Source organism: Helicobacter mehlei, from assembly GCF_003660265.1.
Lineage (GTDB): Bacteria > Campylobacterota > Campylobacteria > Campylobacterales > Helicobacteraceae > Helicobacter > Helicobacter mehlei.
In genome coordinates this window covers 1-26,842 of the sequence record NZ_QXQP01000005.1, presented here as the reverse complement: position 1 = coordinate 26,842, position 26,842 = coordinate 1, and the positions used below count along the sequence as shown (strand labels likewise).

23 protein-coding genes and 1 pseudogene are annotated in these 26,842 nt (G+C 46.3%); 7 read left to right on the top strand and 17 right to left on the bottom strand.

What is annotated here, in order from left to right; all coding sequences use genetic code 11:
* Window positions 1-52: 52 nt before the first annotated feature.
* From gap to corA, 3 genes are read left to right on the top strand one after another with little or no spacing between them, the layout of a single operon-like run.
* Window positions 53-1,051 (top strand): type I glyceraldehyde-3-phosphate dehydrogenase, encoded by a 999-nt coding sequence (gene gap, locus EAO36_RS02555; protein WP_120947611.1) that lies wholly within the window; start codon window positions 53-55, stop codon window positions 1,049-1,051.
* The gene (locus EAO36_RS02550; RefSeq protein ID WP_120947609.1) at window positions 1,045-2,280 is read left to right on the top strand and encodes a phosphoglycerate kinase; all 1,236 of its coding nucleotides are present in this window, start codon (window positions 1,045-1,047) and stop codon (window positions 2,278-2,280) included. The genes gap and EAO36_RS02550 overlap by 7 nt, the downstream gene beginning before the upstream one ends.
* Complete coding sequence (gene corA / locus EAO36_RS02545; protein WP_120947607.1) at window positions 2,273-3,229, top strand: magnesium/cobalt transporter CorA; 957 nt, start codon at window positions 2,273-2,275, stop codon at window positions 3,227-3,229. The genes EAO36_RS02550 and corA overlap by 8 nt, the downstream gene beginning before the upstream one ends.
* Here the strand turns inward: corA and EAO36_RS02540 are convergent.
* The 16 genes from EAO36_RS02540 to EAO36_RS02465 all read right to left on the bottom strand — a co-directional run bounded on the left by EAO36_RS02540 (window position 3,226) and on the right by EAO36_RS02465 (window position 17,582).
* A complete protein-coding gene (locus EAO36_RS02540) occupies window positions 3,226-3,765 on the bottom strand; it encodes a hypothetical protein (RefSeq protein WP_120947605.1) in 540 nt (179 codons plus the stop codon). The two genes, corA and EAO36_RS02540, sit on opposite strands and share 4 nt — an antisense overlap.
* A complete protein-coding gene (locus tag EAO36_RS02535; RefSeq protein WP_120947603.1) occupies window positions 3,762-4,934 on the bottom strand; it encodes a glutathionylspermidine synthase family protein in 1,173 nt (390 codons plus the stop codon). Before EAO36_RS02535 ends, EAO36_RS02540 begins: the two co-directional genes overlap by 4 nt.
* A gap of 9 nt (window positions 4,935-4,943) precedes the next feature.
* On the bottom strand, window positions 4,944-5,594 hold the full coding sequence (locus EAO36_RS02530) for a UPF0323 family lipoprotein (RefSeq protein WP_120947601.1): 651 nt from the start codon (window positions 5,592-5,594) through the stop codon (window positions 4,944-4,946).
* A 64-nt stretch (window positions 5,595-5,658) separates the two neighbouring features.
* Window positions 5,659-6,474: an outer membrane protein gene (locus EAO36_RS02525; protein ID WP_235852181.1), complete on the bottom strand. Its 816-nt coding sequence runs from the start codon at window positions 6,472-6,474 to the stop codon at window positions 5,659-5,661.
* A 115-nt stretch (window positions 6,475-6,589) separates the two neighbouring features.
* Complete coding sequence (locus tag EAO36_RS02520) at window positions 6,590-7,480, bottom strand: thiamine-phosphate kinase (protein WP_235852180.1); 891 nt, start codon at window positions 7,478-7,480, stop codon at window positions 6,590-6,592.
* The gene (gene nadC, locus EAO36_RS02515; RefSeq protein ID WP_120947597.1) at window positions 7,450-8,277 is read right to left on the bottom strand and encodes a carboxylating nicotinate-nucleotide diphosphorylase; all 828 of its coding nucleotides are present in this window, start codon (window positions 8,275-8,277) and stop codon (window positions 7,450-7,452) included. The genes EAO36_RS02520 and nadC overlap by 31 nt, the downstream gene beginning before the upstream one ends.
* A complete protein-coding gene (gene nadA, locus EAO36_RS02510; protein WP_120947595.1) occupies window positions 8,274-9,263 on the bottom strand; it encodes a quinolinate synthase NadA in 990 nt (329 codons plus the stop codon). Before nadA ends, nadC begins: the two co-directional genes overlap by 4 nt.
* Window positions 9,264-9,272: 9 nt before the next feature.
* On the bottom strand, window positions 9,273-10,070 hold the full coding sequence (locus EAO36_RS02505; protein ID WP_120947594.1) for a phosphatidylserine decarboxylase: 798 nt from the start codon (window positions 10,068-10,070) through the stop codon (window positions 9,273-9,275).
* A 1-nt stretch (window position 10,071) separates the two neighbouring features.
* Entirely contained in the window at window positions 10,072-10,590 is a 519-nt protein-coding gene (locus EAO36_RS02500; RefSeq protein WP_120947592.1) for a helix-turn-helix domain-containing protein, read from the bottom strand.
* A 9-nt stretch (window positions 10,591-10,599) separates the two neighbouring features.
* Window positions 10,600-11,127 carry a hypothetical protein gene (locus tag EAO36_RS02495; RefSeq protein ID WP_235852179.1) on the bottom strand — a complete coding sequence of 176 codons (528 nt, stop codon included), beginning with the start codon at window positions 11,125-11,127 and terminating at the stop codon, window positions 10,600-10,602.
* Window positions 11,108-11,992, bottom strand: a complete 885-nt coding sequence (gene mqnP / locus EAO36_RS02490; RefSeq protein ID WP_120947817.1) for a menaquinone biosynthesis prenyltransferase MqnP — start codon at window positions 11,990-11,992, stop codon at window positions 11,108-11,110. Before mqnP ends, EAO36_RS02495 begins: the two co-directional genes overlap by 20 nt.
* 37 nt (window positions 11,993-12,029) lie before the next feature.
* Complete coding sequence (locus EAO36_RS02485; RefSeq protein ID WP_235852178.1) at window positions 12,030-13,229, bottom strand: ComEC/Rec2 family competence protein; 1,200 nt, start codon at window positions 13,227-13,229, stop codon at window positions 12,030-12,032.
* 65 nt (window positions 13,230-13,294) lie between these two features.
* On the bottom strand, window positions 13,295-14,932 hold the full coding sequence (gene dnaB / locus EAO36_RS02480; protein ID WP_120947588.1) for a replicative DNA helicase: 1,638 nt from the start codon (window positions 14,930-14,932) through the stop codon (window positions 13,295-13,297).
* Window positions 14,932-16,323 carry an NAD(P)H-hydrate dehydratase gene (locus EAO36_RS02475; protein WP_120947586.1) on the bottom strand — a complete coding sequence of 464 codons (1,392 nt, stop codon included), beginning with the start codon at window positions 16,321-16,323 and terminating at the stop codon, window positions 14,932-14,934. Before EAO36_RS02475 ends, dnaB begins: the two co-directional genes overlap by 1 nt.
* A gap of 8 nt (window positions 16,324-16,331) precedes the next feature.
* The gene (locus EAO36_RS02470) at window positions 16,332-16,670 is read right to left on the bottom strand and encodes a hypothetical protein (RefSeq protein WP_185962985.1); all 339 of its coding nucleotides are present in this window, start codon (window positions 16,668-16,670) and stop codon (window positions 16,332-16,334) included.
* Window positions 16,671-16,766: 96 nt separating this feature from the next.
* Entirely contained in the window at window positions 16,767-17,582 is an 816-nt protein-coding gene (locus tag EAO36_RS02465; protein ID WP_120947583.1) for a 3'-5' exonuclease, read from the bottom strand.
* Between the two features lie 67 nt (window positions 17,583-17,649).
* Here EAO36_RS02465 and gltX point away from each other — a divergent pair, with 67 nt between their 5' ends.
* The gene (gltX, locus tag EAO36_RS02460; protein ID WP_162983047.1) at window positions 17,650-19,041 is read left to right on the top strand and encodes a glutamate--tRNA ligase; all 1,392 of its coding nucleotides are present in this window, start codon (window positions 17,650-17,652) and stop codon (window positions 19,039-19,041) included.
* Here gltX and EAO36_RS02455 read toward each other — a convergent pair.
* Window positions 19,009-20,325 carry a hypothetical protein gene (locus tag EAO36_RS02455; protein ID WP_120947579.1) on the bottom strand — a complete coding sequence of 439 codons (1,317 nt, stop codon included), beginning with the start codon at window positions 20,323-20,325 and terminating at the stop codon, window positions 19,009-19,011. The two genes, gltX and EAO36_RS02455, sit on opposite strands and share 33 nt — an antisense overlap.
* A 1,702-nt stretch (window positions 20,326-22,027) precedes the next feature.
* Here EAO36_RS02455 and tkt point away from each other — a divergent pair.
* From tkt to EAO36_RS02440, 3 genes and pseudogenes are all read left to right on the top strand, one after another.
* A complete protein-coding gene (tkt, locus tag EAO36_RS02450; RefSeq protein WP_120955669.1) occupies window positions 22,028-23,965 on the top strand; it encodes a transketolase in 1,938 nt (645 codons plus the stop codon).
* A 2-nt stretch (window positions 23,966-23,967) separates the two neighbouring features.
* Entirely contained in the window at window positions 23,968-26,265 is a 2,298-nt protein-coding gene (locus EAO36_RS02445) for a RecB family exonuclease (protein ID WP_120955668.1), read from the top strand.
* A gap of 87 nt (window positions 26,266-26,352) precedes the next feature.
* A pseudogene (locus EAO36_RS02440) lies at window positions 26,353-26,842 on the top strand (DNA translocase FtsK); the annotation flags it as partial.

Genomic DNA, 26,842 nt, shown 5'->3' with positions numbered 1-26,842 from the left:
GCTAGCTACTTGTATGATAGCCCCTCATACTAAGCTTTAAGGGATTTTAAGGGTGCGCGTAGCGATCAATGGGACAGGGCGGATCGGCTTGTGTGCAAGCCGGGTCGTTGGGGCTAGAAAAGACATCGAGTTGGTAGCAATCAACTCCACATGTCCACTAGAAACTTTAATCCACCTTTTGCGCTTTGACTCCTTGCACAAGCACGCGCTAGAAATTGAGCAAGTTGATTCGCAACACATCGCCATTGGACATAGCCGGTATGTCCGGATCTTAAGCGATCGCGATCCCTCCAGACTGGATTTTGGTTTGGCGCAGGTCGTGTTGGAATGCACAGGCAAGTTTAATAGTATGGACCTAGCCCAAGCCCACCTCAAAAACCAAGTCCAACAAGTGGTGATCTCAGCCCCAGCTAACAACACCCCAACCTTTGTCTATGGGGTCAATCACACTGCCTACAACAACCAACCCATTATCTCTAATGCCTCTTGCACCACCAACGCCCTAGCCCCGCTCTTAAAGGTGCTGGATGAAAATTTTGGCGTGCAACATGCTTTGATGACAACAATTCACAGCTACACCAACGATCAAAACCTACTAGACTCCAAGCACAAAGACTTGCGCCGGGCGCGCGCAGCTGCCCTTAATATTATCCCCACAAGCACGGGGGTTAATAAAGCCATTGCCCTAGTCTTGCCTCATTTGGCTGGCAAGATCAGCGGGCTAGCCCTAAGAGTGCCCACCCCCGATGTGAGTTTGGTAGATTTGAGCTTTAGTACACGCACGCCCTTGAGCTTAGAAAAAATCCATGCCAGCATGCATGTAGCCTCTCAAGGCTCCTTACAGGGTGTATTGGGCATTGATGAACACCAATGTGTTTCCAGCGATTTTTTAGGATCGCCCCTAAGCTCCATCTACATCCCCGATCAAACCCTTGTGCTAGGCGAGCACCATGCCAAAATCCTAGCATGGTATGATAATGAAGTGGGTTATAGCCACCGCTTAGTGGATATGGCGCAATACATTCACCAACGCAAAGGACAAGCATGCTAGCGGGCATTAAGAAAATGCAAGAGGTCTTGGGGATTCAGGATGTGGCACTCAAGGATAAACGGGTTTTGATCCGCGTAGATTTTAATGTGCCCTTGGATAAGGATTTTAATATCACTGAGGATACGCGCATGCGTGAGAGTATCCCCACGATCAACTATTGTATCGATAATGGGGCTAAGTCGGTCGTGCTGGTCGGGCATTTGGGGCGGCCTGAGCCCAAGATAGATGGCGAAAAGCAGATTCAATTTTCCTTTAGCCACTTGGTCAAACGCCTAGAGAGGCTTTTAAATAAAGAGGTGCTGTTTGCCCATTCGCTTGAGATGGCGCAGAGTTTGCAAGAACAAGATCACCCCATTATTTTGGTAGAGAATTTGCGCTTTTATAAAGGCGAAAAAAGCAATGACCCTTCTTTTTCCCAAAAGCTAGCGAGTTTGTGCGATGTTTATGTCAATGATGCCTTTGGCACAAGCCATCGCAAACACGCCAGCACTTATGGGATTGCCGGCTATGTGTCTGTGAAGGTGGCAGGCTTCTTGCTCAAAAAAGAGATCAATTCCTTTGCGAAGGCTCTAGCCAACCCGCTTAGACCGGTGCTCTTGATTGTGGGTGGGGCTAAGGTGAGCTCCAAACTCACACTTTTACGCAATATTTTAGATCGCGTAGATAAGGTCATTATCGGCGGGGCGATGAGCAACACTTTTTTAAAGGCACTGGGTTACAATATGCAAGCCTCCTTAGTGGAAGAAGATTTGATTCAAGAGGCTCTAGAGATTTTACAAAAAGCCAAACAAAAGGGTGTGCATATCTATTTGCCCGTGGATGTGGTGAGCACCCCGCACATGGATCATACCGATCAAGTCCAAATCACCCCTGCTCAAGACATCCCACTAAACCATATTGTCGTAGATATTGGTCCTGCCACCTCTAAGCTCTTTTCATTGGTGATTCAAGGGAGTCAAACCATCATTTGGAACGGTCCATTAGGTGTTTATGAAGTGCCTCTTTTTAGCCGAGGTTCGTTTCAGATCGCCCATAGCATTTCCAACACCTATGCCTATTCGCTGATTGGCGGAGGCGACACCATCGATGTTTTGACCCGTGCGGGCGATAAAGATAGTGTGAGTTTTATCTCCACAGGTGGAGGGGCGAGTTTGGAGCTTTTGGAGGGCAAGATTTTAGTCGCCTTTGAGGTTTTGGATCAAAAACAAAATTGGGCCGATCATGATTAATGTTTTTGCCAAAAACAACCACTTAGTGGAGATTGTGGATTTCCACGGCTTTGAATCCTTCCCTTTGGACGAGCAAAATATCTTGTGGTTTGAGCTCATCAACCCCACTGACACCGAATTACAATGCATCGTCCAAAACTACCACATCAACACCAGTCAAGAAGAGCCCGAGAAAAGCGCAATTGCCAAGTATTGGGAGAATAGCACTTCCATTACCATCAATACCTATTCTGTTTATAAAGACACGCCCCTAGCTTTCCATGCCGAGCCGATGACTTATTTTATTTCAGACAACATTTTATTCACCCTTTACAATGGTAGCCTACCCATCTTCGAAGATGTGCAGAAACGAATCCTAGCCAGCCCTAAAAAATTCCAGGATGGCTTTGATATTCTGTCTAAAATTCTAGAGCTTTATTTTGAAAAGGGTGCGGATTATTTGGAGGAGGTCAATCGCGAAACCAGTGCACTTAGAAAACAAATTGTGCTCGAACCTAATATCTGCACCCATGAGGACACCCTCATCACCCTCTCTTTTTTGCAAGAATTTAACATGGAATTGCGCGACTCGCTCTTTGACAAGCGGCGTATCATCACCACCTTGCTAAAAAGCAACAAGGTTGATAATGAGACCAAAAAGGATTTTAATATTATCTTAAAGGATTTTAGCTCCTTGGTAGATTTCAGCACGGCTAATCTCAACGCCCTAGATAATATCCAAAACCTTTTCACCTCTCAAGTCAATGTGGAACAAAACAAAATCATCAAGCTTTTCACCGTGGCGACTATGGCGATGATGCCCCCGACTTTGATTGGCACAATTTATGGCATGAACTTTGAGGTCATGCCCGAATTGCGTTGGGAATTTGGCTACCCCCTAGCCGTGCTCACCATGATCATCTCAACCATTTTGCCTATTCTTTATTTTAAAAAGAAGGGTTGGCTTTAAAGTGCACTCCACAATAACACCCCAAGAACCCCCACGCCTAACAAAAATACACCCATTAGCCCTTTAGTCTTGCGCTTGATCCCCATTGACAACCCACTAACATAGAGCAGGCACAAGAACACCACAAAGATACCCGCAAAGATCAACAAGGCTTTATTAGCCCGACCCTTATGCACTTGCATGATCACCCCCAAAAAGCTACGCTTGGTGAGCGTGATTTCGCTTTTCTCTCCCTTGGTTACCAAACTGGCTTCATAAGCGGGTGTGCCAATGACCAAAGCCCCTCTGAATTTTCTGGCTTCAATTTTAGAGGGCAAGGCCTGTTTGTCTTTTAAAAAGGCGATCAAAAAATCTAATTCTTGTTGGGTTGCCACCGCTGGCACGCTCCATTTGCTAATCTGGGCTCCGGTATTGGAGTTAAAACCCAAATAATACGCCCCCCCGCTCACCACAAAGAGCAAGACCATTGGTAGGAAAAAGACACTCGCATACGCATGGAAGGCATAGGCTATACCCACAGAGGATTTGCGTTTCATCTAATGATGTGGCTGGCAAATTTAGAAAAATTATCCAAAATTAATCCGCCCTTTCTAAAGCCCAATCCACACGCCTCGTAGGCAAAAAAGACATTGGGTTGGTAATAAAACTCCCCGTCTTTATTGAGCTCGTAATATTCTTGGTAAATGGGTTTGTGGTTGCCATAAACCCCCTCACTTTGCTTTAAAACCTGCCCATTAGCACCTAAAATTGCTACATTTGCCCCCTCTCGACCAAAGGCGACCTTTTTAACCTGTTTTTTATTACTAAGGGGCTCATAGCTTGTTTGTAACAATAAGGGGTGGTTGGGGTAGCGATCCCAAAGTACTTTTAAAAAACGTTTGCTTTGGAAGAGCAGAGTATAAGCCGGGTTTAAAAAGATCGTGTTTTGATTCTCCATCATGGTTTGCATGATGACAGCTAGCTCGGGTTCATCAATGGCAATATTCTCCCAAGGCACAAGCTTAAACAAGTATTCGTAATTCACGCCCCCAAAAAACACGCCCCGATCCTTGTCAAACTGCACCTCATCGATATAGGCAAAGTTGGTTTCAAAACCTGCACTTCTGGCCGCATCTTCTAAAAATTTCGTGGTGCGTTCCTCCTCGCTACTCCCCTTAATGCTAGAAAAGAGAATCTTCCAGCCCTCATACATGTTTTCAAATGCGCTTGTATCCTCATCTAAAGTAACTAAACGCTTAAAATTCTCCGTCAAGGACTCATGGATGTTGTTAAATTGCAAGTCCGCATCGTAGCCATTGTATTTGAGTAACGCCCATTGCACCACTGCGCTTTCATAGAGCATCGTAGGTGTGTCCGCATTAAACTCCAATAATTTAATGGGCTTGCCATCTAACCCCCCCGCCAAATCAAAACGCCCATAAATATGCCAATGCACCTCATTTTCCCAACTCTGTTTGATCAAGGGCACAATGCTATTAGGGATATCCAACTCAAAAAAGCGCCCTTCATCAATAATCACTTGTCCGGTTTCTACAAACATCTCATAAAGCTCATTGCACGCCTCATAGTAGGCATCGGCTTCTTTTTGGCTCACCACCACCAAATCTTGGCTGATATAAGGGCTGTTATCCGTATCTGTGTGCCACTCTAGCCCGATTTCCTCTAGGGCTTGCTGGCTCAAAGGGTCTAAAGTTTTAACTTGCATGAATCCTCCTTAAGAACTTGCACTGGGAGTATGGGGAGCACCACCAGCATGGGGCGTGCTCGATGAAGGTTTAAAAAATCCGCTCTTGCCTGCACTAGATGCGGGTGCGCCCGCTGGGCTTGAGGGGCTTTTAAAAGTATTTTGGCTTCTTTGATAGGCTTGTGGGGAGGTGTAATTTCTCTGGGCATTTTGGTTGTAATTGGGGTTGTTAAAAAGCTTGTTGCCAATATAGCTCCCCAAAATCGCCCCCGCGGCACTGCCCAAGATTGCTGCCCCAATGCCAAGCCCCGATCCCCCGCCCTCACTAGCCGGCTTTGTTAGCTGGCTGGTGCCCTGATCGATCTTAGTTTCCTCGTCCTTAATGAGCTTCTGGATTTCCTCATCACTGAGCATGCGCTCCTTGCCCTGCAGATCCCGCACGACAACCCGTGTTTTGTCACTAGGATATTCTTCTGCGACCTTATAACTTTTGTCTGCTTGCTCTTGCAAGATCACAAATGCCCCCTTTTTTAAGGCGTTGCTGGTGTTACTCTGCTCGCTGGGTTTTTGCTCGTGGCTATTATGATCTGAGCTATTACAGCCCGCCAAAGTTACCACCACCACCGCACTCAACCCTCCCACGATCGCATAATCTGCAATTTTTCTAAATGGCCGTCTCATCATGATCCTTTCTGCAAAACTACATAATAGCATGTTTTGACTAAGCAAGGACACAGCGAGAAATCTAAAAATTCACCACATAATTGGCAAAGATGGCAATCACCCGCCTAAAGCTTAAGTTCATGGTTGGGTTGTCTTTATTGGTAAAATAGGGCGTGTTGATGACAGGAACACGCAACCCCACTTCAAACCCGTTATGCTTACTAAAATTGCCACGCACCCCAAAATTAAAGGCAAATTGCACGAAACTAGGCGAGTAATGCGCCTTACTCCCCAATTTTCTAGCCAGTTGTGCATAAGAATCCGTGGTGTTGCATGTGATTGTCCCCGCACTATCGCTGACCACATAATCCATGGCCGGGCATGCCTTATTGTTCCCCAAAAGCCACGAGGTCCCCCCCAACATCACGCCTCCAAAGACTCCAAAAGAGCGGTCTTTGCCATCAAAAAAGTTAATGAGCGCATCGATGCCCGCACCATAAAATAAATCTGCCATCCCCCCATTGCGGATCGTGTAGCTTGTAGTCGTGCCATCGGCGTTATTTTTGTAACCATATGGGTAGCTATAACGCCCCCCTTGCGCGCTGAACATCACATAGTAGCGCAGACCAAAGCGTTTTTTCTTGCCAAAAAATTGTTTGTAACCTAGCTGGAGATTGCCCCCAAAAAGGCTACCCGATATGGCATCGGTTGTTGCGGTTTGGGCAGAAGGAACAGGGCTGGCAAAAACTTGAGTCTTCCCCTCTGAGCTCATATAAGAATATTGGAAACCTAAAGCAAAATACCCGCTATTGCGTTCCGCACCCAAAGGGTTAGTTAGGCATGCCAGAATACTGAAACCCAATAGAGAATGCTTAAGGTTTTTGGTTATTGTAATCAAAAAAAGCTCCTTAAAAAAGCAAAAATAATAAAAAATGATTAAAAATAACAATAACATAATTCTAATAGACTTTGCCTAATTTGTCAAGGGTGATTAGGGTGTAGCTTATGGATTTTTAAGCATGCCAAATTTTGGGGTGGTAATGAGATTGCCCTTGTTGGACACGCCCGATGATCCGCAGTTTTAAGCGGTGTTTTTGGGCGAGTCGGTAGGCTTTAAGTTTGTGCTTGGGGGCTAGGCATAAGAGCATTTCATACTCTTCGCCACTCAAAAAGGCGCGTTTGTGGGGTGGGTATAGGGGGTTATTGATCTTAAAGGCTAGGCGGTTGGTTTTAGATAAGCGGTTGCACTCGGCAAAGAGTCCATCAGAAATATCCATGCCCACATGCAAGATGGATCGCGCCTCTTGCATAAAACGCGCACAGGCTTTTAATTTGGGGGCGTAAAATTTAGAGTGACTAGAAACTTTCCCCCCTCTTAAGAGCGTGTGCAGAGCTTGATAACTACTGCCTAGCGTGCCAGTATGCATGATCAAATCCCCCTTGCGTGCCCCAACTCGATACAAGGGCTTAGGCGTGTAGGCTAGCAAACTCACACTCAGGCTTAGGGTTTGCCCCACAATAGTATCCCCTCCGATCACACGCACGCCAAATTCCACGCAAGCACGTCCAATTCCCTTGATGAGTGCCCTAATCTCAGCAGGTGTGATCTTTTTGGGCAAAGTTACACCCAGAAGCGCATATTGGGGCACAGCCCCCATACTAATCGCATCAGAGATATTCACCATCAAGGCTTTATAACCCACCTGCTCGCAACCAAACCATTCTCTTTTAAAATGCACGCCCTCGCTAAAGAGATCCAACACCATAACCAAATTTTTAGGCAGGTTAGCTAACACCACGCCATCATCGCCAATTCCTTGCGTGATCGCGCTTTTTTGCAGAGTCTCTAAAAAATAACGCTCAATGTCCAAGTTTAAGCTAATTGCATGCTCATATCCACCCACACCGCTTGGTGGATCAACGCCCCACTGCTGATCGCATCCACCCCGCTTTGCGCATAAGCGCGCACGCTCTCTTGGGTAATGTTTCCGCTAGCCTCTAAAAGCACCAAAGGGTAATGCGCATTTCTAAAGGCAACCACCTCTTTTATCTCTTTGACACTCATATTATCACACATGATAATATCTGCCCCCAATGTCATGATCTCTTGTGCCATCGCCACGCTACTGCATTCAATTTCAATTTTGGCTGTCCATGGAATGCCGGCGCGTGCTTTTTGCATAAAGTCTTTGAGATCGCCAATGTGGGCTAAATGCGTATCTTTAAGCATGAGGGCATCATCTAAGCCCATGCGGTGATTTCTAGCCCCCCCATTACGCACCGAATACTTTTCAAACACCCGCAAAAGGGGGCGAGTCTTGCGGGTATCCAAAAGTTGTATGGGCAAATCTTGAATGAGTTTCATATAGCGTGCGGTTTGGGTGGCAATTCCGCTGGAGTGTTGCAAGATATTTAAGATCACCCGCTCCAATTTTAAGAGTAAGGCAAAATCGCCTCGCAACTCTAAAATCACTTGTTGGGGGCTAAAGGCTTGGGCATCATGAATATGCCAAGTGCCCCTGATCCCCATCCACTCCAAGAGGGCTTGTACATAGAGTTGCCCGGATAACACCCCCGCCCCCTTAGCTAGCACGCATGCTTGCACCTCTAGGGGTGGGGCTAGGCGTTCAAACAAATCCCCCGATCCCAAATCCTCTTGCAAACACGCCTTTAAAAAGTCTAAAATCTGTGTGTCTTTCATGAGAGCTCCAGCATGCGATCTAATGCCACTTTCGCCCACTTGGCAACCTCAGTATCCACTTCGATACGGTTATAAGCGCGGTGGTTTTTATAGGCTTTCAACACCTCAAAGAGATCGCCCAAAGTGGTTTCATTCATGGTCGGGCATTCTGGCAGGGTGCTGGAGAGCACATAGGTATTTTGTGCGCGTAGCCGTTTGACTAAATTAAACTCCGTGCCCACAGCGACCTTTTGTTCTAAGGGCAAGGAACGCACAAATTGGATAATTTGGCTAGTTGAACCCACAAAGTCGGCTAACTCCACTACACTAGGATCGCACTCTGGATGCACCACGACTAAAATATCGGGGTATTTTTCTCTAAAAAAAGCCACATCGCTAGGCTTAAAGAGTTGGTGCACAGCACAAAAGCCATTATAACAGATCACATCGGCTCGTAAAATTTGCTCGGGGCTATCTAGTCCTAAAAGGGCACTTTTGAGATTATGGGCGCGCGCTAAATTCATCCCCAAACAACGATCGGGCAAGAAAAAGATTTTTTGCCCCTTTTTTTGGGCATAATCAAAGATTTTAGAGGCGTTCGCACTGGTGCAAACCAGCCCCCCCATCGCGCCGACTTTGGCTTTTACTCCCGCACTGGAATTAATGTAGGTGATGGGTAAGACATCGTGGATGCCTAATCTTTGGAGCATTTGCATGCTTTGATCAAAATAGCTACTATCAATCATTCTAGCCATCGAACAACAAGCCAACTTGGGCATGATGACCTCTTTTTGGGGGGCTAAAATTTTCACACTCTCGCCCATAAAACCCACCCCGCAAAAGACGATGAGGTTTTGGGGGCTAGCACTCGCCCGTCTAGCCAACTCTAGGCTATCGCCCGTGATCTGGGCTAGTGCGATAATTTCATCTTTTTGGTAAAAATGCGCCACTAAAAGCGCATCTAGATCGCCAAGCAACTTTTGCACGCTTTGGGCTAAATCTTGCATGGTTTAACCTCAATTCAAGGTAGCAATGTTGGTGCCATAGAGCACTTTTTGACCCACTAAGGGTAGGGGCGTGCTGTGTGCTACAAAAAGCACAATGCTAGAACCCATCTCAAAACGCCCTAACTCTGCCCCCTTTTCTAGCACAATGGGCGGATCGTAGTGGTAAATTTGGGGTTTGGGGTGGATTTTGGCGTTGGTTTGGATATTGGGGTCAAAGTTGAGCACAATCTGCCCCACATTGAGCGCCCCTATAGCCACAAAATAGAGCAAAAAGCCCCGATCGTCTTGGGCGATCACCACCACCCGTTCGTTACGCACAAAAACATTAGAATGTTTGTTTAAGGCGCGTTGCCCTACACTCAAAAGCTCCCCGCAAAAGTGGCGCGCCTCTAGGATTTTGAGATTACAAGGGGCGTGGAAGCGGTGGTAATCTTTGGGGGAGAGGTAGAAGTTAAAAAAGTGGTAATGCTCCTCTAGGGGCCGATCTAGTCCTAAGAGTTCATAGACACTATAAGCCATACCTTTAATTTGCAAGGCTTGTTGGTGTTGCACAAGCCCACAAGCGGTGATTATACTATCACTGGGTGCATTTAAGATTTGGGGATTGGTATCTAGGGGTCTGGGGGTTTGCAGGGCACGGGTGAAGAGGGCATTTAGGGTGGTGTAGGACTCTAGGGGTGCAAAGCCGTTTAGATCGATGTTAAACAAACGCACATAAACACGGTTGATCACCTTTTGCACGGGTGTGGGGAAGGCGTGGCGGGCAAACTTGCCAAAGAGCCTTGATAAAGTATTGCTATTTCCCATGTTAAATATCCGCCAGCTTTAAGATAAACTCGATCTGCCCCTTGCTACTACGCAACTCCTTAGCGATTGAATCCACGCTCCAGCCCTCTTTGTACATCTTAATGACCTTTTTTTCATCAATATCATCATTGCTGGGCGTGAAGTGCCCCAATTCTTTGAATTTGTTTTCTAAAACAATAATCTTTTCTTCCAAATAATCCCGTTCTTTGTGGATGCTATCTTGGATTTCTTGGAGATGGTTGTAAAGATTAGACAAACTCGCATTGAGGTTATCATTGACTGCATCTTTCACGCTCGCGCTCATGCTAGAGGCGTTAAACTCGGCTTGTAACTCGCTCTCTTGAATCCACTTGCGGATTTTATAAATTTCTTGGTTGATCGCATCTAGGGCTTTCTCAAGCTGTTTGGTCTTGTTGGCAAACTCTTTATCCTTGATATAACTATAAGCTATCAAGCAAGCAAAAACCAAAACCACCACCCCGCCGATGATCCATATTAACACATCAAAACTTAATTGCATGCGCGCCCTTTAATCCGCTTTTTTTAAACTTTCTAATTCTCTTTTGGCAATGAAACCATCAAAATCTTTCACATCTCTGGGGTGCATGCGTGTGATGTGCAACAAGTGCAAATCAAAAGCCCTTGCTATGAGGGGGATACGTTTGTAGGGCATGTGGGGGAGTTTAAAGCGCATGTAGTAAGTTTGGGAGGGCTCAAAACCAGCCTTAGTCGTGCCCAAAATGCCATGCCCTAAAACCTCCAAAGTGCTTTGGGACTCTAAGGGCAAATAGGCGATCTGTTGCTCGCTCATCATTTGTTCTAGATGGTTGAGTTTGGCATAAATCTCAGAAAGAGCCCTTAAGATCACATCCTCGCGATCCTTGCCATAGAAAACTTCCCAATCGGGGGCTTGGATCGCATCTGAAGAACCCAAACTTTCATATTCGCTTGCATGCACCTCTTGATAGGGCGCGTATTCTATGGGCAATGAGCAAGCCACTAAACGGGTAAAATGTCCATGTTGGTTGCAAAGTTGCTTAAAGTGCCCCAAATCCAAGCCACACACTCCGATCGATGAGGATAAAGATCAAAAACACCACCCCCAAATATCCATTAAACACAAAAAAGGCTTTGGGGATATTTTCAAAATCCTTAAATACCAGCCATTGCTCATAGAGTAAAATCCCCAAATTCACCAACACCCCCACATACGCCACCACTCCCAAATGCGCACTATAAACAAACCCCACCCAGCACAACACCGCCAAAAGATGGCTTAAGCGTGAGAGCCAAAGGGTTTTTTGCGCTCCAAAGATGGCGGGCACAGAGTATAACCCCTCTTGCTTGTCAAATTCCATATCTTGCAAGGAATAGAGCAGATCAAAACCTGCCACCCAAAAGACCACCCCCAAAGCTAGCCACACACTCCACAAGGGCACAGACCCCAAGATTGCCACCACGCCCGCAATAGGGGCTAGCCCCAAACACACACCCAGCACCCAGTGCGCATAATAGCTAAAACGCTTCATGTAAGAATACCCCCCCAAGATCAACAAAAAGAAAAAGGAGAGTTTGAAGGCAAGAGCATTGATGGCATAGCTCACCCCCACAAAAAGCAGAGCATTAGCTACACAAAAAACTAGCTGGGAGAAAATACCCAAGCTCCCATTTACGCTGGGGCGATCCTTGGTGCGTGCATTCTTACGATCAAATTTGCGGTCTACTAGGCGGTTAAAGCCCATCGCAAAATTGCGCGCGCTTAGCAGAGCCAAGCTACACAAAAGCAAGAGCCAAAGCCCCTTTCCAAAACCCACATGTGCTTGTGCCCATGCCACCACGATGGCTATCAAAATGAACATGCCAGAAAAAATGGTGTGCTCAATGGCGACTAACGCACCAAAGAGCTTGAGTTTACCCCACATGCTAGCCTTTCTAAAAATCCCTATTCTAGCATAAAAATCAATAAAGCGCACGCAGGGCTAAGAGAGCAAAGACTCCCAAACCCACCACATAAAGCCCGATATAAGCCCACTTATAACGCATGGCTAACAAAGAGAGACTCACATAGAGCCCCAAGAGCCACTTAGGGGTAAGGTAGTCCAAAGTGGGGATGTGCCACTCTAGGGCTTTAAGCAAGTAAGGATCAAATACGCCCCCCAAGCCTAGAGTATGCAAGATGAGAGTTAGGGGGAAAAAGATCACAAAGACAAAGGCTAATAAGATCGCACTGAGTTGGTAGAGGCTAAAGGGGCTAAAGAAGGCATGCACGATGGGGAGCATGTGGAGGAAAATCGTGCTATTAAACAAGAGTGCATAGAGCCAAACGGGCATTTTGGGCGTGTATTTGATGAAAAGAAAAATATAGAATACCCCGCTCACCGACAAAATGAAGCCGATATGGCGGATTAGGTTTGGGAAGAGGGCTAAACCCACCAGCACCACCAATAACAAAAACGCAAAGCTCAACAATTCCACCCCGCTAAAAAAGAGCACAAACGCCCCCACAGCCATCACAAAAGCGCGCAAAAATGAGGGTTGGAAGTCCAAGAGCACCAAATAAACCCCCATAACAAGCAACACCAGCACGCCCAAATCATAGGTGCGGTTGCGGTGGGGGAAGTGGCGTTGTTGCAAAAAAGTATAGGGGATTTTAAAGAGGGCATAAAAAAAGGCACTGAGGATTCCCAAGTGAAACCCGCTAATGGCGATGATGTGGCTCAAGCCTAGCCCTACGCTCACCTTGCGGGTGCGTGCATCTAAAGAATCGGCTAGAAATAAAGTGTTGTAGAAGTTGCCCATCAGCGGGTTTAGGTGTTGGGCGTTAATAGAGGTGCGTAGTGGGTTTTTATAATCTTTAGAAGGGCTTAGGGCAAGATAAAAGGTGTGGAAATAACAGCTTTTTAAAAATTCCCAAAAGGAACATTTTGCCATCTTGCCATAGACTTGCACAAAAGCATAGGTCAAGTCCTTGATGTCCTCTTTGCTGGTGGTGAAAAAGAGATTGCCATGCTGGTCTTTGAGCTTGAGGACATAATAGGGCTGGGGACCCTTGGCATATTGTAAGATCACTTGAGCATGCATTCTTAGGGGTTTTTTGCCTAAAAATGTTTGGTATTGGGTGTATTTATAGCCCAGTGAAAGGGCAAGGAGAGTGAGCAAGATAAGGCACACCCCCAAGCAATCGCGCTTAGTTTGTAAGAGGGGCTGGACTAAAGAATGTGTTTTCAGCGGTGGTTGATGGGTACAAGGGTCATGGACTCTTTAGAGGCATGTTCGGGCACATCGGCAGGCTCTAACATGCTTGGCGTATTTGTTTCGGGCACGGAGACAAACTCCAACATGTTAGGCATGGTCGTCTCGAGATCATAAGAAGGCTCTGGCTTTGGCATACCCGACATGGTCGTTTCGGGCACATTGGACATGTTGGTGGGTTTTTGATCGCCCTCTTGCTCAATGCGATCTTCAAAACGGGTATAAGCCTTATTAAAGCCCACTTTAATCGTCCCAATGCTCCCATTCCTATTTTTAGCCAAAATGATCTCGGCATCTTCTACTCCATTGTTTCGCCCAAACTCCAACTTACCCTCCTCGCTAAATTGTTTCTCTAGCTTTTTAACTTCCTCAGTTTTGCCCTCTTTGCGCATTTTGGCTAGCAGATCGTTTTGGGCGCGTTTTTTATAGATTGCATCGCGGTATAAAAATAAAACTTGATCGGCATCTTGCTCAATCGCTCCACTCTCTTTGAGATCGGATAGAATAGGGCGTTTATCTTCACGACTTTCCAAGGCGCGGTTGAGCTGGGATAAGGCAACCATGGGAATATCTAGCTCTCTGGCCAAAGTCTTAAGTCCCCTAGAGATTTCGGCAACTTGCTCGTGGCGTTTGAGTTCGCCACGATCCCCGCTCATCAGTTGCAAATAATCCACAATGGCAATGGCAATCTCGGGGTGCTGGTTTTTAAGCTGGCGCAATTTGGAACGTACATGTTGGATGGTCAAAACACTGCTATCATCAATGAACAAGGGCTTTTGGGCGATGTTTTGCGCGCTCCTAGAGAGATTCTCCCAAGCAGGGTCTGTCAAATTCCCCATTTTGAGGTCATGCAGGTGCAAAATAGACAATGAGGAGAGGAGGCGCATCATCAACTGCTCCCCGCTCATCTCCATGCTAAAGATCGCCACGCCTTGGTTGTGGGCTAGGGTGGTTTGGGCGATATTGAGCACAAAGCTTGTTTTACCCATAGAGGGTCTAGCCCCAATGACCACCAAATCCCCCTTTTGAAACCCCCCCGTGTATTCGTTGAGCTGGTGGAAACCCGTATCCAAACCCGTAACTTTGTTGTTGCCCCGTAGTTTGGCTTCTTCAATCATCTTCAGGGTGTTATAAACAATCTCTGTAACGGGTCTAAAACTCTTCTTGGCATCCTGCATGGAGATTTGATAAAGGGCGCGCTCCACCTCATCTAAGATCATGGAACTTGGCTTGTCTTGGGAACATTGCTCTCTAATCTCAATGCTGAGTTGCAACAAGCGTCTGTGGATTGCGGCTTCTTGAATGGCGCGGATATAAGCCTCTAGGTTGGCAATGGGAGAAGTTGCTATGATTTGGGCTAACGCCTCCCGATGCGTTTGGTGGTTGGCGTGTTTGAGCAACTCTTTATCTAAAAAAGACGCATCAACGGGCTTTTTGGCGTCATAAAGCGTGCCACAGAGGTTAAAAAGAAGGCGGTGGCTGGGATAAAAAAAGTCATCGGGCTTGAGTATCGAGGCAAAATCTTCGTATTTATTGCCCTCCAAAAGAGCTGAAAACACCGCCCTTTCCATCATGATTAAATTCTCTTGGGAAGTGTTTGTGTAGGTCATTAGGCTAACTCTTTTAGGTGCTTGATGAGTTCCAAGGGCGTGAGGGCAAAGGAACAAAAATCTTGAGCCACTAGGGCATGCGCAAGGCTAGCATGGATACTAGCATCCAATAAACTATAACCCTGTGCCAATAGTGCAGCGATCATGCCACTGAGCACATCCCCACTCCCAGCCTTAGCCAACGCGCTACTGCCTAGCGTATTAATGTGGATATGCCCATTGTAGGCGATGAACACATTTGCCCCTTTTAAGAGCAAGACCACATGCGGGTAGGCTTGGCTAAAGGCTAGGGCATAATCCAGTTTAGCCTGCAATAACTCTGGCATGCTCACTTCAAAGCCCACCATGTGCAAGAGGGATAAAAACTCTTTGGGATGGGGGGTGAGCACCAAATCATAGGGCAACTCTAATAAATCCTTTAACAAGGGGCGATAAAACATGTCCGCATCGATCACACATGGACCTTGTTGGAGCATTTGCTCCAAGCAACTAGGTACGCTCTGCCCTAAGCCCATGCCAATGGCAAAGGCATTAGCTTGTGGCAACACATCTGAGGCATACATGATTTCTAGGGGCTTGCTATTCTTTAGCGACCCATCGCCCACAATGCTCACCATCCCTGCTCCAAAAGCTAAAGCACTTTGGGCACTGAGTAAGCCCGCTCCACTTTGCTCGCCTACAAACACGCACACATGCCCAAAATACCCCTTATGCGTGTTCTGCTTGACTCGCAGGGGCAGGCATAGATCGCTTTTCTCCAGCAAAAAAAGCGGGCTTTCAATCTCATAGAGTCCACGCCCCACGCCCAAATCCCCCACAACCACCTCGCCCACAAAGTCCTTAGCTACATCGCTAAAAAGAGCCAGCCCCAAAGCCCCCATGCTCACACTCACATCTGCCCTAAAGGCTACAGAATCCACGCACCCCTTAGAGTCTATCCCGCTAGGCACATCACAAGCCAGTTTAAGCCCCTCTAAGGCGTTCATTTGTGTGATGAGTTCTTGATCTTCTGGGCTCAAATCCCCCTTAAAGCCCGACCCAAAGAGGCAATCTACCAACACAGCGCAGGGTTGCAAGCCCAAAACCATTTCCACTTGAGTGGCTAGAGCACGCTGGTATTGGATTTGGCATAGAGTGCTTTTAGGGGTTTTGGGGGCATAGACACGCACGCCATAACCACTCCCCTTGAGCTGGCGCGCCAAAGCATACCCATCGCCCCCATTATCCCCGCCCCCACACACGATCAATACCTCTTGAGGGGCTTTAGCCCGCGCTAAAATCACCTGCTTTAAGGCATTGGCAGCATTTTCCATCAGTAGCTGATCGCTTAAGCCATAGAGCACCTGCGCGCGGTTGTCTAGCTCCCTTTTATCCAGAAAAATTGGTTGCACGCTAGCCCCTATTGCACCTTGCGCTCAAAGTCGCCCTTATCAGTTACAATCTTGATCTCTAGGAGCTGGGAGGGCGCGCATTTGAGTTCATAAGCACTTTCTTGGGAATATTTGAGGCGGTAGTTGAACAAGGGTTGTTTTTTAAACTTATCCTTGAAGTTATCACCTATTTTTTTGGCAATGGCACAAGAGTTCCCGCGGTTGATAATAATATCTTCAATCAACACTGCTTCATTGTTTAAAGAAGTGATACGCATATAAGTGCGTTTGATCATGCTCTCCATCATCTTCCCGCCCACAGGTCGGTAAAAAACATCAAATTTCAAATCGTGGTTGGGTTCAGCCATAAGCAAGCCTGCCCCTAAAAGCCAAAATACGGCATTTTTTAACATGTTAATCCTTTGTGTTGTATAGATTGGCGATCATAACAAACCTAGACAAACTCAAGCTTGTAACTCTTTGTCAATCTCGGTTAGCAAAGCTTGGGTGAAAAAGGAGGTATAGGGTTGCTCTGAGGGCAAATTCTCTTTTAAATGCACCAAAATATTCAAATAATCCTCTTTGAGCAAATGCCCTTTATTGAGCTCGTATTTCAAATAAAGCCAATAGGTGTTGAGCACATCACTTTGGCAATAACTATCAATTTGCTCTAATTGCCCCGCATGGTAGAGCACATGGACTTGATCCCCGCTCACATCATATTTACCCGGCAAGCCACACAACGCACAAACCCCCTTAAGACTAAGCCCCCTTGTACTATCAAATTGCAACAAGCTATCCAATAAATCAGTGTGGAATTTTTCGCTGTAACGTTGGCGGTAATTCTCCCATTTGCTTTTATTGCGTTCTGGGTTATCTTGTTCATAAAATGCATGCGCATCTAAGTTATAGGCTAGGGCTTTGAGCATCAACAAGGGCAGATCAAAGTGCCGCCCGTTAAAAGTAACTAACTTAGGCTGGTGCTTGTTGAAAAATGCTAAAAAATCCGCAATCAAGCCTTTTTCGCTCTTCTCTGCAAGTTGTTTGCCAAAATTGCCCACCTTTTTAAAATGCCCGTAATCATCGGCGATCACGCTACCAATGGAGATCACTTTGTGCAGATACAAAGGTAAAAAGGCTGTCCCGCTTTGCTCCTTTTGCCACTCAAAAGCCTTTTGGCAAATCTCTAAATCATTAGTAGCCCCCATACACATTTGTGGGTAATGCTCTTGAATTAAGGCAACATCGGGTACACTTTCAATATCCAACACGCAGATCATAACCGCCCCTTAAGTTAGCTGTATTAAAATGCCTATTTTAAGATTTTTGCGCTTAAAAAGGACATCTATGGTTGTAACGCGTTTTGCACCCTCGCCCACGGGGCATTTACACATCGGCGGGCTTAGAACAGCACTTTTTAACTACCTTTGGGCTAGAAAAAATGGCGGGAAATTTTATTTGCGCATTGAGGATACTGACTCCAAACGCAACTGCCAAGAAGCCAGCGAGGCGATTTTAAAAGCCTTTGAGTGGGTGGGTTTGGATTTTGATGGGGAGATTGTCTATCAGTCCCAACGCTTAAAAGTTTATCAAGAGCATATCCAACGCTTGCTAGATCAAGGCAAGGCTTATTATTGCTACATGGACAAGCAGGAATTAGAGGCTCTAAGAGAGGCACAAAGGGCTAGAGGGGAGACTCCAAGATATGATCGGCGTTACCGCGATTTTAAGGGCACACCCCCGCATAACCAACCCGTGGTGCGCATTAAAGCCCCTTTAAGCGGTGCTATCTGTTTTGATGATGGGATCAAGGGGGCGGTGGCGGTTCAGGCTAAGGAATTGGATGATTTTATCATTGCGCGTGCGGATGGCACGCCCACTTATAATTTTGTGGTCAGTGTAGATGATGCTTTAATGGGGATTAATGTTGTCATTCGGGGCGATGATCATCTGAGCAACACGCCCAAACAACTGATCTTATATGAGGCATTGGGCTTCACACCCCCCAAATTCTACCATGTACCCATGATCTTTAATGAGTACGGGCATAAACTCAGCAAACGCGATGGAGCAATGGGGGTGATGGATTACAAGGCTTTGGGCTATCTTAAAGAGGCGTTGCTAAATTTCTTAGTGCGCTTAGGTTGGAGTTATGGGGATCAAGAGATCTTTGGCTTGGCTGAGATGACTAACTTATTTAACCCCGATGATCTCAACAGCGCGCCCAGTTGCTTTAGCCTACACAAACTTGATTGGCTCAACGCCCATTATATCAAAGAAAGCCCCACAGACCGGCTCAAAACGCTTTTAAAAGATTTTGGTTGCAACCCTTTAGAAAAATTACCCCCCTTCAAGCAAGAAGTGTTGTTGCAAGCACTAAAAGCTAGGTGTGCCACCCTCAAACAAATGGCATTGAGTATCCAAGAGATTTTAACCCCTCCTAGCACCTATGAACTCAATAAACTTAAAAACTTAGAGGGTGCATGCAAAGCCCTAGAACCCTTAACATTCCATCCCGATCTTTTTAGTAGTCCAGAGAGCTTGGAGGATTTTTTACATGCCTTTATGCAAGAACATGGGCTTAAAAGCGCGGCTTTGATGTTGCCCTTGAGATTGGCCTTGCTAGGCAAGGCTGGGGGCATTGGGCTAAAAGATGCTCTCTTTATCCTAGGGGATCAAGAGAGTCAAAAACGATTAAAGGCTTTTTTAGTTGTGGTGGGCGCGGACAAAATCCACTAATTGGCGGGTGTCAATACCAACGGTTACAAATTGTTGGAAAGTGGTGTACCACTTGCCCCCATGCCCATTCAAGCTATGCCCATCGCCCCCGCCCATGAAGTTAAAGAAAGCGTCTGCACGCACGCTTAAGAATTTGTTTTTATAGACATAATAAAGGGCAATGCGCTCGAAGTTGGGGGCATGATACCATGGCAAGCCCGTATAGAGCGCGCGCCCATAGGTGGCATAAAACTTCATTTGGGGCTTGTCAGAGAAGTAGTATTTGTTGTAAAATCCAAAGCCCTTATACTGTACCTCGAAGTCAAATTGCCCTCCAAAACTATTGTACCACTGGCTAGGCCCGCAACGATTGCCCGAGCGCACGCAGTAATGCTCTTGCTCACTCATTGTGCCAAAAGCAACAGAGAGTTTGTCTAAAAAGGGAGCAAGCCGTTTTAAATCGCTTTTGATGTAGCCATAGTAGTAAATGCGATCGAGCACCGTGGGGTTAGAATAAACACCGGGTTTGCCAGCCTCGGGTTGCCCGGCGGCATAGGGGTAACCATTGGGCCATAGTGGGTCTTGTCCGCGCATGGCTGGATCGGGGTTGCCCCCAAAGGGATAAGGATCACCCATGCTATAAGAGCTGGTGTTGTGGAATGCCACAATGCGCCCCCCAAAGCCCAAATAACCTTTTAAAAACGACCATTCACTCGCCCCAAAGTAGAGCATTTGGTTCATGTTGTAATGGTTGGCGGCATATTTCTTGCCACCAATGTTATTCCAGTTGCGCCCCCCATACCAGTCAATGATGAACTCCGCCCAGCCATTCCACCAGCGGTTAGGGTTGTAGGCGGGTTTATATTGGAACATCGCCCCCCTAACGGTCGGGTCTTTAAACCAAAAGAGCTTTTTAAAGGCGGCTAAGGGGTAGGATGCCATCGTGTAAGTTCTGGGGATGATGCCCACATATGCTCTAAAGTCCTTGCCCACCGCACTATAATACATCGTAACCCCCCAAGAGTAGGGGAAATAACTATAATGGGTGTGCAGATTTTGGATAAACCACCCCCCAAACATGATAGATTGGTGCTTGTCAAATTGAATCCCAATCTCGGGCATGATTCGGTTTTTCATATTAACAAGACTATTCCAATAAGGGTTGTCCTTGCCCGCCAAGTTGTAGGTGAAGCTCATAAACTTGAGATCGTAAGCAAAGCTAGCCGCTTGCAAACCCGTACTTAAAAACCCACAAAGAGCCACGCTACATGGCAACACTCTTTTTAATATCTTAAAACTTTTCATCACACGCCTTGAAAATGGAATTACAAACGAAATCATATATGCCATTAATAAAATAAACCTTAAGATAATGTATCATGCCTTCTTATTCTATTTAGTAATCTTTTAGACTAATTGTTTCATAACTGCCTAGTTTTAGTTGCGCTACTTAAACAAACACCAATCCAGCCACTCTTCTTGCAAGATACCCTTTTGATGAGCTCTTGGCGTTTCATCGCCAATGCCATATTATTAGCAAATTACAACTCTTTTAAACGCATTTGCATCAGCTCTGTTTGCTCCTCTTACAATATCTTTGACGCATTGTCTAGCAACAAACTCTCTAAGTGCATTTGGGCTTCAAATCCATTTCTTTGAAGCTCTGAATTGGGTCTCTTGGGCTAGCCGTCTTTGCAAAACGCTTTAAAAAGTCTTGCTCTATTTCCCTGAAAAATAACGCCTTCAAGTGCTTTTCAATGGCGGGGTAAAGAGATCGTGTTGCTCTTTTAAAAACCTAAGTCAAGCCGTTCCACTTGGGCTTTCATTAGAGATAAAAGCGATTTGTTGCCCAGTCCCTAGTCTCTCGATCTGGCTTTAAAGTCCCCTGCTCTAGCTTCTCTTGCCCCTTGCCTAAAATGCCCTGTATTTGGGTTTGAAAAGTGGTTAAAAGGCTTGTTCTTGGGTTTGCCAGTGTTGCACCACTTGGGTTTTTAATCTCCCCTAAAGTCCCTCTAACTCTATGAGGGCTTAAAATATCCTCTAGGTTTAGCTTGGCAATAATAGCCTCTTTGAGGTTATCTTGTACCTCTTGTGCGATCTGCTAGCATCTAACTTCTTATTTTCCTGTGCGCGCCTTTTGGCTGATTTGGGGGGCATTAAAGTTTGGATTTGCTGGCTGACTAGATTCTCTAAACACGCTTATATATCTATGTTGAATGGGGGGTGATCTAAGCTCTCTTGAATGGCCTTCTTGAATTGTGTCTCTAATTGCTGGGCTTTGCTAGCAAACTGGGTTTCATTTTGCTTTTTAAACGTGGTTTAGGCTAATTCTAAATGCCAATGCCCTCTTGCTTGACTCTCTCATTTGCCCTAACATCTTAGCATTTGCCTAGAGAGAGGACAAGGACTAAACCCGAAGGGTTTATATGATATAGAGGGCGAAAGCCCTATCTTAGAGTGCCGAAGGGTTTAATGCGCAAACGCAACGCATTTGCAAAATGCTTTAACGTTGGTTGATAATAAAGCGTTAATGCGCCTCCCTAAGCCAAAATGCGTTAAAATGGGGGCGTCACATAGTAGTTTGCTTCCCTTTTGCGCTATGGGGTAATGCGCTTTTAGCGTGGGCTGGAGAGAGGGGTAACTCTCCAAAGGAGAGCAAACTATGAAATTAATCGTAGTGTTAGCGGTTTTGATGGTTATATCAAAACCCGTTTAAACCCCCTTTTTAGGGGCAACGTCCGCTAGTGCCATTGACCACAATTCCCCTTAAATTTTCTTTAATACTCCAAATAGTGCGCTGATGGGTATTTTTGGCAGTGGTTGCCTTGGGGCTTGTTAGGCTGGTATGTCTTGTGTGGGTGCTTGCCTCTCTATGGCCTGTACTTGGCTGATCTCCTCGCTAGTCGTGTGGGTTTGCACCAATGCGCTTATTGGGAGTATTTCTATGCTTTAGCTTGAAGCTGTGGGAAGTATGTTACAATGTGCCCAATCTATCAAAAGGTATTGTATGCAATCTTTAGCCTTAAGCCCCCAGGATTTGCCCACACTCCAAAACATGGCAACCACTTTGCGTTTTTTGTGTGCGGACATGGTGCAACAAGCCAATAGCGGGCATCCGGGTGTGGCGATGGGGTTAGCCGATGTGGCGGTGGTGCTAGGCTTGCATTTGAAAATCAACCCTAAAAACCCGGCATGGCTTAATCGCGATCGCCTCGTATTTAGTGGTGGGCATGCCAGTGCTCTAGCCTATGCGCTCTTGCATTTGTGGGGATTTAATATCAGTTTGGAGGATTTAAAGGCCTTTAGACAACTGGGCTCTAAAACCCCCGGGCATTTAGAATACAAGCACACAGAGGGCATTGAGATCACCACCGGTCCGCTAGGACAGGGGTTTGCTAACGCTGTGGGCTTTAGTCTAGCTAGCAAGTTGGCTCAGGAGATGTTGGGCACAGAGATCATCAATCACAAGGTCTATTGTCTGTGTGGGGATGGGGATTTGCAAGAGGGCTTGAGCTATGAGAGCGCATCTTTAGCCGGGCATTTGGAGCTTAAAAATCTCATTGTGATCTATGATAGCAACGCCATCACCATTGAGGGGGATACCCATCTAGCCTTTAGCGAAGATGTAGAGTTGCGCTTTAGGGCGCAGAATTGGGAGGTTCTTAGCTGTGATGGGCATGATTTTTTAGATATCGATCGGGCTTTAAGGAGTGCTAAACAAAGCTTAAAACCCACGCTCGTCATCGCTAAAACCACCATCGGGAAAGGGGCTTTGGGCTTGGAGGGGAGCTCTAAGGTGCATGGCGCGCCTTTGGGCCTGGAGGTGCTAGAAAACTCTAAGCGTGCTTTAAACTGGGAACACCCCCCTTTTTATATCCCCAAGAGTGCCGCCCTGCATTTTCACATGGAAAAAAACGAGGTGTGGGAGCGTTTGTGGGAGCAAAAGCTCACCCCAAGCATCCAAGAGCAGATCGCTCACTTGCAAGCCAAAGATTTTAGCCAAGTGGCTTACCCCACTTTTGAGGTCGGGCAACAAATTGCCACACGGGTGAGCAATGGCAAAATCTTAAATGCGATCAGTCGGGCTTACAAAGGTTTTTTAGGCGGGAGTGCGGATTTAGCCCCCTCTAACAACACGACTCTACACGGACTAAAAGATTTTAACCCCACCCATGCGGGGCGCAATCTGCATTTTGGAATCAGAGAGCATGCCATGGGGGCGATTTGTAATGGGATTGCCAATTATGGCTTGTTTGTGCCCTTTTGTGCGACTTTTTTTGTCTTCAGCGATTATTTATGCGCTAGTTTGCGCTTGAGCGCGCTGATGGGCAACCAAGTTTTTTATATTTTCACCCATGATAGTATCGGGGTGGGCGAGGATGGCCCGACCCACCAGCCCATCGAACACTTGAGCCACCTAAGAGCCCTGCCTAATTTCTATGTCTTTAGACCCATGGATGCCCATGAAAATGTCCTTTGTTGGCAGGTGGCTTTGGGGCTTAAAAAGAGCTGTGCTTTTGTGCTGAGTCGCCAAAACCTTGAGGTCTTGCCCATAGGCGATCTAACCAAAGTGCAAAGGGGGGGGTATGTGCTTTATCAAGGCCCCCAGCCTGTGCAGATCACCTTAGTTAGTAGTGGGAGCGAGGTGCAAGCGTGCTTGCAGGCGGCTTCTTTGTTAGAGGCACAAGATATCGGCGTGCAAGTGGTGAGCGTGCCTTGCTTTGATTTGCTCTTAGAGCAGGACCGCACGTATTTAGACGGGCTATTTGTGGGCAAGGTGTTAGCCATTGAGGCTAGCCGTGGGTTGGAGTGGTTTAGATTTGCGCATGCGCTTGTGAATATGGAGAGTTTTGGCAGGTCCGCCCCGGGCTCTGCGCTATTTAGACATTTTGGTTTTAGCTCTGAAACTATCGCCCAAAAAGCGCAAAGTTTGCTGGAAAGTTAGCCATGTCTGCTGGAAATATTCTCTATGTCTTTAGTAGTCGCCGTGCGTGCAATGCATTTTGTGCCCAACAAGAGGATGGGTTTTTGCCCACTGTTTGGAGCGTGTCAGAGTTTTATAGCCAAGTGAGCTATGTGCCCCATTTGCAAAAAATCCCAGAGGGCGTGCGCCAAGTGCTCTTAATGGGCGCGATCCAAGAGGTGCAAGAGGAGGGTGTTTTAGAGGGGTCAGAAAACTTAATTGTTTTTGAAAAGACCTTTTTGGGGTATTTGGATGGGAGTGCTTTTGTGGCGCATTTTTTTAGCGAATTAGCTAAGTTTGATCTAGACATTGCCCAAATCCCTAGTCAAGACACCTACGGGGATTACGCCTACCATCTAGAGATTTTGCAACGCATTTATGATCGCTACACCCAAGCCCTGCAAACATGGGGTTTTTACGACCCGCTATTGGCACTTAAACCTATCTTGCTCCCCAGCGTGCTCCAAAAATTTAACCACATTGAGTTTTACATGGAGGGCTTTTTAAATGCATGCGAAAAGGAAATGCTGTTTAAAATCAATGAGATAGTGCCCGTGATCTTGCACACCGCTTGCGATCGCTACAACAAGGATTTTTTAGATTTTCTGCACCTAGAATTGCAAGTCGATCACACCTACGCGCTAGATTTACGCGCCCTTGTGGGCGGGCAGAATCCTATTTTGCACAGCACATACACGCCCTTTGACAAAGATAAAATCAACATTTGGGGCTTTAATGAGCGCATGGAACAAATTGGCTTAGCTTTAGCCCGTGTGCAAGAGTGGCTCAAAAAAGGCTTAGAGCCTAGCAAATTAGCCATCATCACGCCCAGTCCTGAGATGAATGCATGGCTCAAACTCCTAGATATTAAGGGCAATTTGAATTTTGCTCGTGGGAAAGAGGCATGCGCGATCTTTGAGCCCTATTTAAAAGCCCTCGAAAACTTTGCACCAGACCCACACAACCCCAAGCCCCCCTTAGAGCAACTCCAGCAAGCATGCCAACAATGTTTGCAAATCTACCACACCATCCCGCCTAAACTCCAAAGTTTTAATGAGGAGTTTAGGTGCACCTATGCCCCCATCCAAGCTAGCCTGAAGGGCTATGGGTTTAAAGACTTGTTAGAACTTTACATGCGTGCCCTCAAGGATTTACGCATTGATGATGTGGGCGGGGGGAAGGTCAAGGTACTTGATGTGTTAGAAACTAGGGGCTTGCGCTTTGAACATGTGGTGTTACTGGATTTTAACGATCACCTCGTGCCCCACATCAAGGATCACGACCTCTTTTTAAACACCCCCACCCGCCAACGCCTCAAAATCCCCACCTTGCAAGATAAATTGAATCTCAAAAAGCACTATTACTACCAGCTTTTGCAAAACAGCACCCAAGTAGACATTGCCTACAGCCAAGCCAACAATGGCACTTACTCCAAGATGATCTTAGAGCTCCAATTACTCGATTGCCATAAAAACAAAAACAGCCCATCCCCCTTTAAACTCTTCCCCAACCCCCGCACACTCAATTACCAAGAGGAAAAAATCACCACAACCATCCCTGCTGGTTTTACATGGAGTGCGACTAAGCTTAACGATTGGAGTGCCTGCAAACGCCGTTTCTACTTTAAATATATCAAAAATTATGCGCCCACGCCCACAGAGGGTTTCAACATGGGGACATTCTTCCATGAGATTTTATACCAGCACTACAGCACCCACCCCGCAACCCCCATCACCAAAGCGCACATGCAAAACTACCTCCAACAACGCCTAGAAAATCTAAGCCCATTAGAACATTTAAATGTTAAGTTGGGTTTGGAGAAAATGGGGGCGTTTTTTGCTGAGGAGCAAAAAAGGTTAGCTAGTGGCAAGGTGTTGGCGTGTGAAAAAAAATTCTCTTTCTCTTGGCATGGGGTTTTAATTAATGGGCGCATTGATCGCATCGATCAAGGCGTAGATGGGTCGTATGCCATCTTGGATTACAAGTTTAAATCCAAAGTGAGCGTGGATAAGGACCTAGACAGCCCCAAGGGCTTAGATTACCAGTTGCTAATTTACCAACTTGCCGCCCCTTCTCTGGGGCTAGAGGGTCAGATCCAAACCGCATTTTACGATCTCAGGGCAGGCAAACTTGTGCCAGAAACCCCCGAAATATTGCAGGGCAAACAAGAACGCTTAGAAGCCTTATTGGGGGATTTGGATCGTGAAGTGGATTTTGAAAAAACCCCCTTTAGACAGAATTGCCAATTTTGCCCCTATACTGATATGTGTGGCATAGAATGAGGAGGGGGCATTAAAATAGGGTTTGGGCTTTTTTATGCCCTCTTATTTGTTCTATTCTTAACCACTTGGTTTGGGGGTGGCGGGCTGGTGGGGACTATAGGTCAAGAGGTGGCACGCTTTAACACCCATTACTTTGGTTATGTGGGCTATCTCAATGTCTTTTATCTGTATTATATAGTAACTCTAGCACGCCGCGCTACTCTTAAAGCCTTAGAACACTTGCTAGCCAGCTTGATCGCCTTTTTGACTCTCTTATTCATCCAGGCTTTGGTGTTCCAAAAAGGTATGGTGGGTGTGATCTTGACGGGGGCGTTAAAAGTCTATATTGGGTCTTTGGGGGTGTGGGTGTGTATTTTATGCATGGGGATATGGGCGTGGGCTACTTTGATGCCTAGCACCTACCAAACCTCCAAAACATGGCTTTATCAGTTTGGTTTGCAAGCCCCCTCTAGACTCAAAAAAGGTCTCAAACTCTTAAACAATGCGCTAAAAAACTTCTTTGAGCCCAAGCCTAGCCCCTTAAAATCTTGGCAAGCCCAAAATCCCCCCCAAACACAACCCCCAACCCCCAAAGAGC